The 13,533-nt window shown below is 65.2% G+C and carries 12 protein-coding genes; 4 read left to right on the top strand and 8 right to left on the bottom strand.

What is annotated here, in order from left to right; genetic code table 11:
- Positions 1 to 6: 6 nt before the first annotated feature.
- Entirely contained in the window at positions 7 to 897 is an 891-nt protein-coding gene (locus H0I76_RS10050) for a F0F1 ATP synthase subunit gamma (RefSeq protein WP_200609741.1), read from the top strand.
- A gap of 93 nt (positions 898 to 990) precedes the next feature.
- Here the strand turns inward: H0I76_RS10050 and sugE are convergent, their stop codons facing one another.
- The 3 genes from sugE to ctlX are packed head-to-tail and all read right to left on the bottom strand — an operon-like array spanning position 991 to position 3,338.
- Positions 991 to 1,311, bottom strand: a complete 321-nt coding sequence (gene sugE / locus H0I76_RS10045; protein WP_200609740.1) for a quaternary ammonium compound efflux SMR transporter SugE — start codon at positions 1,309 to 1,311, stop codon at positions 991 to 993.
- Between the two features lie 12 nt (positions 1,312 to 1,323).
- Complete coding sequence (locus tag H0I76_RS10040; protein WP_200609739.1) at positions 1,324 to 2,385, bottom strand: ornithine cyclodeaminase; 1,062 nt, start codon at positions 2,383 to 2,385, stop codon at positions 1,324 to 1,326.
- An 11-nt stretch (positions 2,386 to 2,396) separates the two neighbouring features.
- The gene (gene ctlX / locus H0I76_RS10035; RefSeq protein WP_200609738.1) at positions 2,397 to 3,338 is read right to left on the bottom strand and encodes a citrulline utilization hydrolase CtlX; all 942 of its coding nucleotides are present in this window, start codon (positions 3,336 to 3,338) and stop codon (positions 2,397 to 2,399) included.
- Between the two features lie 129 nt (positions 3,339 to 3,467).
- Here ctlX and H0I76_RS10030 point away from each other — a divergent pair, with 129 nt between their 5' ends.
- Positions 3,468 to 3,893, top strand: coding sequence for an Lrp/AsnC family transcriptional regulator (locus H0I76_RS10030; RefSeq protein WP_200609737.1), 426 nt, complete (start codon positions 3,468 to 3,470; stop codon positions 3,891 to 3,893).
- Positions 3,894 to 3,992: 99 nt separating this feature from the next.
- Here the strand turns inward: H0I76_RS10030 and H0I76_RS10025 are convergent, their stop codons facing one another.
- The 4 genes from H0I76_RS10025 to H0I76_RS10010 form a co-directional block, all read right to left on the bottom strand.
- Positions 3,993 to 4,811, bottom strand: coding sequence for a transporter (locus H0I76_RS10025; protein WP_234455248.1), 819 nt, complete (start codon positions 4,809 to 4,811; stop codon positions 3,993 to 3,995).
- Between the two features lie 36 nt (positions 4,812 to 4,847).
- Positions 4,848 to 5,849: an HAD family hydrolase gene (locus H0I76_RS10020; protein ID WP_200609736.1), complete on the bottom strand. Its 1,002-nt coding sequence runs from the start codon at positions 5,847 to 5,849 to the stop codon at positions 4,848 to 4,850.
- Between the two features lie 72 nt (positions 5,850 to 5,921).
- Positions 5,922 to 7,604, bottom strand: coding sequence for an arylsulfatase (locus H0I76_RS10015; RefSeq protein ID WP_234455247.1), 1,683 nt, complete (start codon positions 7,602 to 7,604; stop codon positions 5,922 to 5,924).
- Between the two features lie 105 nt (positions 7,605 to 7,709).
- Entirely contained in the window at positions 7,710 to 7,949 is a 240-nt protein-coding gene (locus H0I76_RS10010; RefSeq protein ID WP_200609735.1) for a hypothetical protein, read from the bottom strand.
- A gap of 368 nt (positions 7,950 to 8,317) precedes the next feature.
- Here H0I76_RS10010 and H0I76_RS10005 point away from each other — a divergent pair, with 368 nt between their 5' ends.
- A complete protein-coding gene (locus H0I76_RS10005; RefSeq protein ID WP_200609734.1) occupies positions 8,318 to 10,042 on the top strand; it encodes a tetratricopeptide repeat protein in 1,725 nt (574 codons plus the stop codon).
- A 35-nt stretch (positions 10,043 to 10,077) separates the two neighbouring features.
- Here the strand turns inward: H0I76_RS10005 and H0I76_RS10000 are convergent, their stop codons facing one another.
- Positions 10,078 to 11,520, bottom strand: a complete 1,443-nt coding sequence (locus tag H0I76_RS10000; RefSeq protein ID WP_200609733.1) for an aldehyde dehydrogenase family protein — start codon at positions 11,518 to 11,520, stop codon at positions 10,078 to 10,080.
- Between the two features lie 343 nt (positions 11,521 to 11,863).
- Here H0I76_RS10000 and H0I76_RS09995 point away from each other — a divergent pair, with 343 nt between their 5' ends.
- Positions 11,864 to 13,459, top strand: coding sequence for an ABC transporter substrate-binding protein (locus H0I76_RS09995; RefSeq protein WP_200609732.1), 1,596 nt, complete (start codon positions 11,864 to 11,866; stop codon positions 13,457 to 13,459).
- The last annotated feature ends 74 nt before the right edge of the window (positions 13,460 to 13,533 follow it).

Here is a 13,533-nt window from a genome sequence, read left to right as displayed (position 1 = left end):
GCCGCGATGCAGAGCCTCGGCGAGCTTCAGGGCCGGATCGAAGGGGCACGCGACCTTCAGTCGATCGTGCGGGTGATGAAATCGCTCTCGGCGGTCTCGATCCGGCAGTACCAGGACGCGGCGCGGCGGCTGCGGTCCTACCAGAGCGTGGTCGACCTTTCGCTTGGCGCGGCACTATCGACCGGGGCGTTCGCCTGGCGGCAATCGGCCGAGCCGGGCCCGGGGTCGGGCCTCGGTCTGGTGGTGATGGGTTCGGATCGCGGCCTCTGCGGGCGCTTCAACGTCGGCGTGGCCGAGGCCGCAGCCCGCCTCGTGTTGCAGGCAAGCGGTAAAGGCTCGCAGCGCATCCTCGCGATCGGCGCGCGCGCCGCGGCACGGCTCGAGGCGCTCGGCCTCGAGCCCGACACGATCTTCTTCCAGCCCGGATCGGCGGCGGGGCTGACCGACACCGCCGGCTCGGTCATTGTCGAGATCGAGGACTGGCGCAATCGGCGGGGTATCGAGCGGGTCAGCGTGGTCTTCAACGTCGCGACCGAGCGAGAAGGCATCGAGCTACGCGTCGAGCAGCTCCTGCCGATCGATCCAAGCGCGATCGATGCGCTTGCCACCCAACCATGGCCCACGAACAACCTGCCAGCGACCAGGGGAGAGCCGGATGCGGTGTTCTCGGCGCTGATGCGCGAGCGGCTGTTCGTCGCGCTGATGCGGGCGGGCGCCGAGTCGCTCGCCGCCGAGCACGCGACCCGGCTTCGTGCGATGCAGGCGGCCGAGAAGAACATCAACGAGCGGCTCGACGATCTCGCCGCCGACTGGCGCAGGACACGCCAGGACGAGATTACCACCGAACTCATGGACATCGTTTCGGCCTACGAGGCCGTGAGCAGTCGCGCGTCTTGATCGTCATTTCCGGCCCGCCCTCCGCCTGAGCCAGCGGGCTCGATGCCGCTGGCCCGAGGAGGCGCGAGTCACGCGCACCAGGCCTCGGTTGCTTCAGGATCCGGACACGAGCTTGAGCCCCAGGATCCCGGCAAGGATGAGCGCCACGCAGACAAGGCGCGCCACGGTCGCCGGCTCGGCAAGATAGACGATGCCGAAGATGACCGTGCCAATGGTTCCGATGCCGGTCCAGATCGCGTAGCCGGTTCCCAGCGGGATGCTGCGCAGCGCAAGCCCCAGCAGGGCAAGGCTCACGACCATCGATGCGGCGGTCAGCACGGTCGGCCAGAACCGGCTGAACCCATCGGTGTATTTCAGGCCGACGGCCCAGCCGACCTCGAACAGACCGGCCAGAAGGAGCAAGATCCACGCCATAGGATTTTCCAGTTACGCGTTGGTGCCGGGACCGCCGCGAACGAACATGCCGAAGAGATCGCGGGGGTCGTCGGGGTCGGCGATCATGTCGAGCCGCGTGAAGAAGGGCGTGCCTTGAATGGCCTTCAGCACGTAGCGAAGCGCGCTGAAGTCCTCGATCGCGAAGCCCACGCTGTCGAACAGCGTGATCTGGCGCGCATTTCTGCGCCCCTCGGCCTTGCCGGCGATGACCTGCCAAAGTTCGGTGACGGGATGGTCGCCGTCCAGCTGCTGGATCTCGCCCTCGATCCGGGTCTGGGGCGGATACTCGACGAAGATGTCCGAGCGCAGCAGGATATCGCGGTGCAGTTCCGTCTTGCCCGGGCAATCGCCGCCGATCGCGTTGATGTGCACGCCGCTGCCGACCATATTGTCCGTCAGGATCGTGGCATATTGCTTGTCGGCCGTGCAGGTCGTGATGATCTCGGCGCCCTCCATCGACTCCTCGCTCGACCGGCACGGAACGACCGTGAGCCCCCTGCCCGCAAGGTTGGCGGCGCAGCGCGCCGTGGCGGCGGGGTCGATATCGTAGAGCCGGACGGTGTCGATGCCGCAAATCGCCTTGAAGGCGAGGCACTGGAACTCGGACTGGGCGCCATTGCCGATCATTGCCATGGTCCGCGCACCCTCGGGAGCCAGGTGCCGCGCGGCCATCGCCGACGTCGCGGCCGTCCGCAGCGCGGTCAGAAGCGTCATTTCGCTCAGGAGCTTGGGGTAGCCGGAATTGACATCGGCGAGCAGGCCGAAGGCGGTGACGGTCTGCAATCCCTCTTTCGTGTTCTTGGGATGGCCATTGACGTATTTGAAGCCGTACGTCTCACCGTCCGAGGTCGGCATCAGCTCGATCACCCCGACGTCCGAGTGGGACGCGACGCGCGGCGTCTTGTCGAACAGGTCCCAGCGCCTGAAATCGGTCTCGATCTCGTCGGCAAGGTCGATGAGAACCCGCTCGATGCCAAGGTGATGGACGAGACCCATCATGTGCTCGACCGAGACGAAGGGAACATAGGCGAGTTCCGAGGGAAGCGGTGGCATGGTTCTGGACCTCAAGCGGTTTTGGCCGGGCGTGGGCTGAGATGCAGCCCTGCGATCATGCAGCGAACCGAGCCGCCGGCAAGTTCGATGGTGGGAATTGCGAGCGGGAGCAGGTCGGCATGCGCCTCGATGCGCTCGATCTGCCCGGCGTCGAGCGCGTCGAGCGCGCATTGCGACACTGCCAGAACCGGCCCGTCGCGGCCATGCAGCTCGATGGCGTTGCCTGCGAAGTTCGCAATCTGGTGCTGCGACAGCTCGATGATGTCGCGCCCGCCCCTGCGAAGGCGCTCGGCGATCTCGGTGCGCCGCGCGTCGTCGCGGATTGCCTCGAGCCCGATCATTGCGAAATCGGTACCGATGCACATCAGCACGTTGGTGTGGTAGATCGGCAGCCCGTTGCTGTCGACGGCATCGAAGACAATTGGCTCGTAGTTGAAATGGGTGCAGAACCGCTCCAGCAGGACCTCGCTCGTACGCCGTGACCGAACCGCGTAGGCGACGCGCTCGAGATGGTCGATCACCATCGCGCCCGTGCCTTCGAGGAACAGCCCGTCCTGCTCGAGCCCGGAATAGTCGATGATGTCCTGGACGCGAAAGCGATGCTTGAGCATCTCGAGGACGTCTGGACGCCGCTCGGTCCGGCGGTTCGCCGAATACATCGGGTAGACGGCGACGTGCCCTCCTGCATGGGTCGAGAACCAGTTGTTCGGAAAGACCGAATCCGGCCGCCCGGGCATCTCGTCCTCGAACAGGTGAACGTCGACGCCCGCACCGCGCAGCGCATCGACCGCCCGGGACACCTCGTCGAAGGCCGCGCGCGCGACCTGCTCGGGCGAGCGCCCGCTCGGAAGCTTCTGGAAGCTGTTGTCGCCGGTGGTCTGGGAATTCGGCGTGAAGCAGTGGGGCCGGATCATGACGACAGCGCCAGGCGCTTGCAGCGACGGTTGCGGCATCGGGTGTCTCCTGCGGGATGACGACATCCACTGGAGATTCCCCTATTGGCCTCTCAAATTGCATTGCAATGCTGCGCGAAGTGAGCACAAGTTTCATACAAAATGCCAACAGAAGATACGCAAATTGCCATGCACATCTTTGACGACCTCGACCGACGCCTGGTTGCCGTGTTGCGCGAGGATGGGCGGGCACCGGTCTCGAAGCTCTCCTCGATCCTCGGTGTTTCTCGGGCCACGGTTCAGAACCGGCTCGACCGGCTGCTCGAAAGCGGTGCCGTGCTGGGCTTCACCATCCGAGCCCGGCAGGATCACGGGCCCGACGGCGTTCATGCGATCATGATGATCGAGGTCTCGGGGCAATCAACGACCTCGGTGATCCGCAAGCTGCGCGGCCTGCCGGAACTTCGCCAGCTCCACTCGACCAATGGCAAGTGGGATCTGGTCGCGCAACTCAGTGCGGCCAGCCTGCCCGATTTCGACCGCGTGCTGCGCCAGGTCCGAAGCGTGGAAGGGATCACGAACAGCGAGACCTCGATCCTGCTCAGCTCGGTCTGACCTTCTGCGCGACGGGCAGGCCCCTGGCGGGAGCGTCATCGCGCCGGGCAACCGAAGGGTGTTCGAAGGATGCTGCCGCCTCCGCACGCGGCGGTTCCGTCACTTGGGAAAGACAAACGTCACATTGACCGTGTACCCGAGACCCTCGGCGCTCGCGGGCGTGTCGGCAGCCCACCAACGCAGGCGGCCCTGGATCTGCACCGGCTGCTCGCCTATCTTCACGAGCTTCGCGACCCCGAAATTGATCGGCCCGGCCAGGTGCTCGCCGCTCTGCGCATCCCAGTTGTAGTTGAGCTCGGAATTGACCGAGAACGACCATGCCGACTGCGTCGTGTAGACGATGAAGGGCTGCATGAAGGTGTTGTTGAGATCGGGCAGGTTGTCCCTGGTCTCGACGACGCCCCAGACGTGGTTCAGCAGGGCGCCATAGGTCCACGGACCTTGCTGGAAGAGCGCGACACCCGTGGGGCCGAGCCCGAACGTTCCCAGGCCCAGGAGCCGGTCGGTCGATGTCGGGATCTGCGCCGCGGGGCCGACGCCCCAGACGAGGTTGCCCATCGGCGTCTTCACGGGTTTCTGCGGCGAGAGGAACAGGCTCTGCAACGTGTCCCCGAGACCGAACTGCGAGCCTGAATCTCCCGCGACATCGTCCTGGTAGATGACCGGCGCGATCGTCCGGCTGATCATGTTCCAGTCATCGCCCAACGTGATGGGAATGACCGGTTGGATGTTCGTCGTGCTGCGCCATCCATCGGCGGGACCGAGATCGAAGTCGAAGTTGCTCTGGATCGGGACGCTGATCAGGTTGGCGATCGGGTTCTGAAGTTGCTTGGCGAGGTCGGCGTCGGCGCGCGCCGCTTCGACCGTGGAGAGAAGAAGGAGCGCCGCCAGGCAACCGCTGGTCGCTCGCGTTGTCACCGCGCACCCTTCTCCATCCCGATCGCCATGCGGCACTCAGTCCGGGAAGATCCGCGACCAGTCGTCCTTCATGCTTATCAGGTGCCAGCCCTTCTCGGGCGCGGCATCAAGCGCCTTGTCGAGGTGCCCGATATGGGACTTCCGGTCATAGGCGACCTCCCGCTTGGCGTCGTCGTGGTGAACGATCATGCCGAGACGGCGCCCGGCGCCCGCGGTGGTCCATTCCAGCATCTGGAAATCGCCGTCCGAGTTGCCAAAGGCCGCGATCGGCTGCTTGCCGATAAACTTCTGGATGCCGACCGGTTTGTCGGGGCCATCGTCAATGAAGTCGATCTCGGGCAGCCGGAAGATCACGGGCTTGCCATCCCGGATCTCGTACTTGGTCTTGATCGACGAGCCGACGACGTTCTCGGGCGGGATGCCATAGGTCTTCTCGGTCCAGGGGCGCATGAACTCGATGCCGCCGCCCGAGACGATGAAGACCTCGAAGTCGTTTGCCTTGAGATAGTTGATGAGTTCGAGCATCGGCGCGTAGATCATCTCGGTATAAAGCTTGCCGCTCACCGGATGCTTGGCCGTCGCGATCCAGTCGGCCGCGATCTGCGCAAATTCCTCGCTGCTCATGCCCGCATGAGTGGTGGCGACAATCTCGAGCAGGCCTTTCTTGCCTGATGCGGCAAGGCCCTTCATGTCGCCGGCCAGGACCGACTTGTAGGGCTCGGTCTCCTTCCATTGCGGATGGTCGGGCGCCATCGCCTTGATACGATCGAGCGCGAAGGCGAGCTGCACATACATCGGCTGCTCACTCCACAGCGTGCCGTCATTGTCGAAGGTCGCGATGCGATCATCGGGTGGCACGTAGTCCGCGCCGCCCTCCGAAGTCACGGCCGAAACGAAGTCGACGATCGCAGCCTTGGTCTCACCATCGTTCCACGATGGCAGAGGGTCCTCGGCGGCTAGGGTGAGGCCCGCGCTGGCCGAGAGCGCGAGAAGACCGAAGGAAGCGGCGCGACCAAGTTCTCTGAGGGCGTCGAGCATGATCTGATGTCCGGATGAGGGTGTTGCGCGTCGCCGGGCCCGCGAACGGGCCCGGCCGTGATGCATTCTAGCTCAGTTGCCCGTGGGCATACCTATGTTCACCCCGTCCTTCTCCAGCTGCTCGCGGACCCACTTGAACCGCTGGTAGCGGCTCAGCGTGATCGGGCCCGTGTAGGTTTCGGACTGCAGCTTGCGGGGCGGATACTTGATGTAGGTCTTCATCTTCTCCTTCACCGCCTCGTTGGCCGGAACAACCGCCCAGGTGCTCTCGGTGAAGGTGGTCATGAAGATGTCGTAGCGCTCCTGCGGATCGGCCAGCAGGTCGAAGACCTGGGGCACGGTGGCGACGTAGCTCTCCGCGCCCTTCCAGCCAAGGTTGGTGTCGACAGCGAGGCCGCCGGTCTTGGCGCCGTCGTCGCCACGCAGGTTGAACACGTACTTGAAGTTTCCGACCCGCACCGCGCCGGGCGAGAGCTCGTCCTCGGTGAAGTAGAACCAGTCCTTGCGCTTCGACTCGCCCGAGCCGGTCAGCACCGGGGTCATGTCGTAGCTGTCGAAGATGATCGGCTGGCCCTCGCGGTCCTCCGTCGGCAGGTCGACGCCGGCAGCGGCAGCGAAGGTCGCCATCAGGTCGAGGCCGCCGACGATGGCGTCGCTCTTCGATCCGGGTTCGACCTTGCCCGGCCAGCGCACGATGGCGGGCACGCGGCTGCCGCCCTCGCGGACGGTACCCTTCGTGCTGCGGAACGGTGTGTAGCCCGAGTCCGGATACACGTCCTGCCACGCGCCGTTGTCGACCGTGTAGACGACCAGGGTGTTGTCGGCGAGGCCGAGGTCATCGAGCTTCTTCAAGACGTTGCCCACGCGGGCGTCGAGCTCGACCACCGCGTCGGCATAGTCCGACTTGGAGATCGACTTGCCGATAAAATCGGGATGCGGAATGTTCGGCTGGTGGTTCTTCATGAAGTTGACGTTGATGAAGAACGGCGTGTCGGGGTCCTTGGCGGCGTCCTCGAGGAACCCGTATGCCGTGTCCTGGACGTAGGCGTCGAGATAAGGAATGCCGACCTTGCCGTCCTTTGGCGTGTCCGCATTGCCCAGGACCTTGAAGTCCTCGGTCGCCTTCTCGCCCGCGTTGCCGGAAAGCGAGCCGGTGGTGACCTTCGCGAACATCTCGCGAAGGTCCGGGCTCATGTTTCGGTGCCAGGCAGGGTCGGCGTAGGTATAGGCGTTGAGGTGATAGAGGAAGGCGTGCTTCATCACGTCGTAGCCCTGCGCGTTGGGCAGCGCGTAGTCGCTCTCGCCCAGGTGCCACTTGCCGGTGAAGTAGGTCTTGTAGCCGCCGGTCTTGAGAACCGAGGCCAGCGTCCATTCGGCCGCCGGCAGTCCGCCGCCCTGGCCCTGGAAGGCCACGGTGGTCATGCCCGAGCGGTTGGGGATGCGACCGGTCTGCATCGCTGCGCGGCCGGGAGTGCAGCTCGGCTGGCCGTAGAAGTTGGTGAAGAACATGCCTTCATCGGCCAGCTTGTCGAAGGCCGGTGTCGGCATGCCGCGCGCCGCTCCGCCGAGATAGGGCCCGAGATCGCCCCACCCGGTGTCGTCCGACACGATCAGCAGGATGTTGGGCTTCATGTCCTGCGCCTGGGCGTCTGGCGCGAACAGCGCGCCCGCCGCCAGCGCAAGCGCCGGGAGTGCCGACAGCACGGCGCGGACGGTCCGCCCCGGCATGCTCCGGCGTGTCGATCTGGGTCGCATGGTCAATTCCTCCTGGATTGAAAATCGCGGGTTCGTCGGTTTCACGGGCACGCCAACCGCGCCTTCCATGCGGGCGCGCGGCGTCCGGGCCATCCCTGCTCGGCCTCAGTCACCAGGTTCGTCGAGGCGACCGAGGATCTCGTTCTCGAGCTCGCCGACAAAGCTGCGATACTCCCGGGTTGTCGGGTGCAGGTCGCCGGCCATGCCCTCCCAGTGGCGCAGGGCCGAGGCCGCTTCCGCGTAATCTCCGCAGATCGACCTTAAACGCGGATCCCGCTGGCTGCGCCGCAGGATCTCCAGAGCGCGCATCGGGAAACGATCGAGGATCGCATGCATGGCATCCATGGCCGGGGCCCAAGGGCTTTCTCGCAGCTGCAGGCCACGCCATCTCACGGGGCGCGTCGCGCAGGGGCGAATCTTCGGCACGAGCGTGCGACGGATGCCCGGATCCGGGGAGGTGCGAACATGTGCGGACCTTCCCGCAACAGGGGAACATGAGGCTCCCGCAGGCGAAAACGTCGCATGCAGGGGCGCGCCACGACAATGTTGCAGGACAATGCTAGAATTCGCACAAAGCTGCGGGCGTGCCTCGCAGCGCGTGTTGAGTATTGCAATTCGCCAGAAACGCTCATTCAGCCAATCGCATGACGCAAAGTGACACTGCCGCCGCCATCCCGCCACCCGCCGACGTCAAGCCATCGGCGGAGGAGGTCGTGGCGCAGCTTGAGAGGACCCTGTCCAGCGAGCAGTTCCAGGCAAGCGAACGGCGGCGCGACTTCCTGCGATTCATCGTCGAGGAAACGCTTGCGGGGCGGGGCTCGCGGCTGAAGGGCTACACGATCGCGGTCGAGGTCTTCGGCCGCGACGACAGCTTCGACCCCCAGACGGATCCCGTCGTGCGCCTCGAGGCGAGACGGCTTCGGCGCGACCTCGACGGCTACTACGTGTCCGCCGGACGCAACGACGCGGTGCTGATCTCAATGCCGAAGGGATCCTACGTGCCGCGTTTCGAGTGGCAGGAGGGCACCCAGCCATCGGGCGCGGGGTCAGCGGGAAGCGACCCACCGTTGGACGAGGGTGCCACGGTCGAACCGGCTTCCGGGACGGCGCCGCGACGGAAGATGCCTGCCCTGGGTTTATTGTCGGCAGGCCTCGGCATCGTCTTGGCGATCGGAGCCGCGCTCAGTTGGCTGCTGATCACGCCCGCCGACGAACCGCCGGCGCGCAGTGCAGCATTCGAGCCAGCCATCGTCGTGACCTCGTTCACGACGCTCGATGCAGCCGAGGACAGCCGCCGCCTCGCCGAAGGAATTCAACAGGAGCTGATCGGCAGCCTGATGAAGTTCCCGGGCTTCCGTGTCTACGTCTCTCCGACAGCGAGCACCGTTCAGGCCAATGGGGGCATCGAGCTCGCTCGCAAGCTCGGTGTCGCCTATGTGGTCACCGGCTCTGTCACGACGACCGCCGAGCAGATTCACGTCGCCTCGCAGCTTGTCGAAGCCGAGACCGGGCGCGTCTTGTGGACAGAAGGAACCGACGCGCCGCTGGCACCGGCGACCTTCGCCCAGGTCCTGCGCGACCTGTCGGGCGATATCGCGACCGCGTTGGGGCAGCCCTACGGGATCGTCGCGAATGACCTGCGGCTCAGGGCCGAAACCCCCTCGGTGTCGAGCATGCAAAGCTATATCTGCGTGCTGCGCGCTTATGGATATCGGCGGAGCTTCTCGAAAACCGAATTCCAGCCGGTGTTCGACTGCCTGCGCGAGGCGGTGCGGCGTGATCCCGGCTACAGCGATGCATGGGCCATGCTGGGCTGGCTCCACCTCGATGCGGGGCGCTACGAGTTCACGGGGCTCGATGAGCTGCCGGCCCAGTACAACTCCGCCTTCTCGGCCGCGTCCCGCGCGGTCGCGCTCGAGCCGCAGAACCCTCTGGCGCTGAAGGCACTCTCGTCGATCAATCATTACATGGGCCATTATGACGAAGCCGAGCGCCTGGCGCGGCAAGCCGTGGCGCTCAACCCGCACGACCCGGACGCTCTTGCGCAGTTGGGCTGGCGGCTTGCGGTGCGCGGCAAGTTCGAGGAAGGGATCGCACTCCTCAATCATGCGATCGACCGTTCGGCCCGTCCCCCCGGCTGGTATTATCACCTGATCGCGGTCTCTCACTGCTTGAACCACGATTACGAGCAGATGCTGCATTTCGCCAAGCTCTCTGCCGTGGACGGCTCAGCGGTGAGCTATGCTCTTCTCGCGATCGCCAATGGCGAGCTTGGCAAAGCGCAGGAGGCGCAGCGGGCGCTCGCGGCGATGTCGAAATTCGAGCCCCTGGCGCGCGACCCGGCGGTGTATTTCCGACGCCACGGCGCGATCGACCAGATCGTGGATGCCCTGATGAGCGGGCTCGAGAAGGCCCGGAAAACCGCATCGAGCGGCTGAGCCGCTCGACGCGCCGGTCCCTTCAGACCGGGGCTTCAGGCATCGTCAGCCCAGCCGCTGACCGCCTTGACCTCGCAGAAATCCTCGAGCCCCCATACGCCGCCCTCGCGCCCGTTGCCCGAGGCTTTCATGCCGCCAAAGGGGCTGCCTGCACTGCGCGGCTTGCCATTCATCTCGACCATGCCCGAGCGAAGGCGCCGCGCTAGGCGGTTGCGCTTCACGCCGTCCTGGCTCTGGACGTAGTTCGTCAGGCCGTAAGGGGTGTCGTTGGCAATGGCGATCGCCTCCTCCTCGCTCTCGAACGGAATGATCGACAGCACCGGGCCGAAGATTTCCTCGCGTGCGATGGTCATGTCGTTCGAAACATCGGCAAAGACCGTCGGGCGGACGTAGTAGCCGCGATTGAACCCCTCGGGGCGCCCGGTTCCACCGGCGACCAGCCGCGCCCCTTCGTCGATGCCCGTCTGGATCAGCTCCTGGATCTTGTCGAACTGGCTCTGGCTGGCCACGGGGCCCATGTGACGACCGGGCTCACGCGTGGAGCCGGACTGCACCATCCCGGCGGTGGCCGCCGCCGTCTCGACCGCCTGATCGTAGATCTCGCGCTGGACCAGCATGCGCGTCGGCGCGTTGCAGGACTGGCCGGTATTGTTGAAGCAGTGCAGCGCGCCGCGCTTCACCGCCTGGTCGTCGGCATCCGCGAAGATGATGTTGGCGCCCTTGCCGCCAAGCTCGAGATGCACCCTCTTGAGCGTGTCGGCCGCGGTCTTCGAGATCGCGATGCCGGCCCGGGTCGAGCCGGTGAACGAGACCATGTGGACATCGGGATGACCCGAAAGCTGCGTGCCGACGCCCGCGCCGTCTCCATTGACCAGGTTGAAGACCCCCGCGGGCGTATCGGCGTCGTGCATGATCTCGGCGAACAGCATCGACGACAGGGGCGCGATTTCCGACGGCTTCAGCACCATGGTGCAACCGCTCAGCAGCGCGGGGATGACCTTTAGCGTCACCTGGTTCATCGGCCAGTTCCACGGCGTGATCAGGCCACAGACGCCGACCGGCTCGTAGAGGATGCGATCGTTCGGAGCGTGCGCGCCAAGCGGGCGCTCGAACTCGAACGTCTCGGCCGCGCGGATGAAGTTCCTGATGTGCCAGGATCCGGCGGGCACCTGCTGGGTCTTCGCAAGGTCGATCGGCGCGCCCATTTCGAGGCTGATCGCCTCGGCCATGTCATCCGCCCGCGATTCGTAGACCTCGAGAATTCTCTGGGCCAGCGCGATCCGGTCCTTCTTCGGCGTCGCCGCCCAGCCCGGGAACGCTGCCACCGCAGCGGCGACGGCCGCATCCGTGTCGGCCCGGCTGCCCAGCGAGATCACGGCGCAAGCCTCCTCGGTCGACGGGTCGATCACTTCAAGGTCGTTCGGGGCACTGGGCGCGCGCCATTCGCCGTCGATGTAGAAGTCGCGTTTCTCAAGCATCAATTGCTCCTGTGGCATGGGGCGGCGGACGCAGCATCGGACCGGGGCAGCCCGCTCGCATCCGCGAGAGATCCGGCCCGTCGTCTCGATTTCCGGATCTTGCCCGATCCCTTCATGTGGAAGAAGTGCCAGCGTCCGGTCCTGAAAGCTCAAACTGGACTCGTGGCCAGAAGCTGCAGATTCCGCAAGGTATGTGTCAATTTTTCGCGTTCGACGCAAACTCACATCTTCCATGTATTTTCTCACGGGCTATCGTCGACATCGGACACCCCCGGTTTCCACAAAAGAAAAGCCGCGCTCGGGCACGACCCGCGCGCCACGACAGGAAGAAGGATGACAGCCCATGGGACGACACAGTCGTATCCTTGCCGCCATCGGTCTATCGCTCGCGCTCGTGACCGGTCCCGCCCTCGCACAGCAAAGCGGTGGCACGCTGGTTCAGGTCACCGTGCCCGAGCCACCCAACCTCGCGAGCTATCTCTCGACGTCCGGTCCGATCGGCCAGGTTGCCGCCAAGGTGTACGAGGGTCTGATCGACGTCGGCGACGGCCTCACGCTCAAGCCCTCGTTGGCCGAAAGCTGGACCGTCAGCGAAGACGGCAAGACCATCACCTTCAAGCTGCGCGAGGGTGTCACCTGGCATGACGGCAAGCCGTTCACCTCGGCGGACGTGCAGTATGGGATCATGAACGTCCTGCGCGAGGTTCACCCCCGCGGCGGCGCCACGCTCAAGGTCATCGAGGCGGTCGAGACGCCTGACGACTACACGGCCGTCTTCAAGCTCTCCGAGCCGGCGCCCTACCTAATGATCTCGCTCAATGGCTATGAAAGCCCGATCGTCGCCAAGCACCTGTTCGAAGGGACCGACCCGCGCGAGAACCCGACCGCGAACGCGCCGGTGGGCACGGGCCCCTTCAAGTTCGTCGAATGGCAGAAGGGCCAGTTCGTCCGCCTCGACAAGAACGAGAACTACTGGCAGGAGGGCAAGCCCTACCTTGACCGCGTTGTCGTGCGCTTCATCGCGGATGCCTCCACCCGAACCGCGGCGATCGAGAACGGCGAGGTTCATTTCGGTGCGTTCGGCGCGATCCCGAACATCGACGTGCCGCGCCTGGGCGAAATGCCCGAGATCGACGTGACGACCAAGGGCTATGAATACGTTGCGCCGATCATGCAGCTGCAGTTCAACGTCACCAAGGCGCCGTTCGACAACCCGCTGGTACGCAAGGCGATTGCGACGGCCCTGGACCGGCAGTTCGTCATCGACAACATCTGGTTCGGCTTCGGCAAGCCCGCAACTGGCCCGATCCACTCGGCGTTCGAGCCGAGCGGCATCTTCACCACCGATGGTGTCGAGAGCTTCGAGGTCGACGACCGCATCGCAAAGGCCAACGCGATGCTCGACGAGGCGGGACTTCCCCGCGACGCGGACGGCATCCGCTTCCGGATGATCCATGACCTCACGCCCTATGGCGAGGAATGGCGCCGCTTCGGCGAATACGTGAAGCAGGTGCTCGCCGAGCTCGGGATCGCCGCGGAGCTACGCTACGAGGACGTGGCGACCTGGCTGAAGCGGGTCTACACCGACTACGACTACGAGATGTCCTCGAACTGGCTCTACGGCCTGCCTGACCCGGTGCTGGGTGTCCATCGCCAGTACCACTCGAACCAGATCCGCCCGGGCACGGTCTTCGTGAACGGCACCAAGTGGTCATCGCCCGAAACCGACGCCCTGATGGACGCGGCCAGCGTCGAGAACGACCCGAAGAAGCGCGCCGAACTCTACCACGACTTCCAGCGCCAGATCGTCGACGCCTCGCCGATCATCTTCATGCACGAGCTCGAGTTCACCACCGTTCACAGCGCCAATCTGAAGAACGCGGTGATGGGCCCGCTGGGCGTCTACCACTCCTTCGCCGACGCGTATTTCGAGCAGTGATGCCCCGAATGCGTCCAGATGCACCCACTGCCGGATCCGGGGCCTCGCGCCCCGGATCCATCCTCGGCGCGGCG

Origin of the sequence: Thermohalobaculum xanthum (assembly GCF_016623495.1) — a bacterium.
In the GTDB taxonomy this organism is placed as follows: Bacteria; Pseudomonadota; Alphaproteobacteria; order Rhodobacterales; family Rhodobacteraceae; genus Thermohalobaculum; species Thermohalobaculum xanthum.
This window is presented reverse-complemented; position numbering and strand designations above follow the sequence as displayed.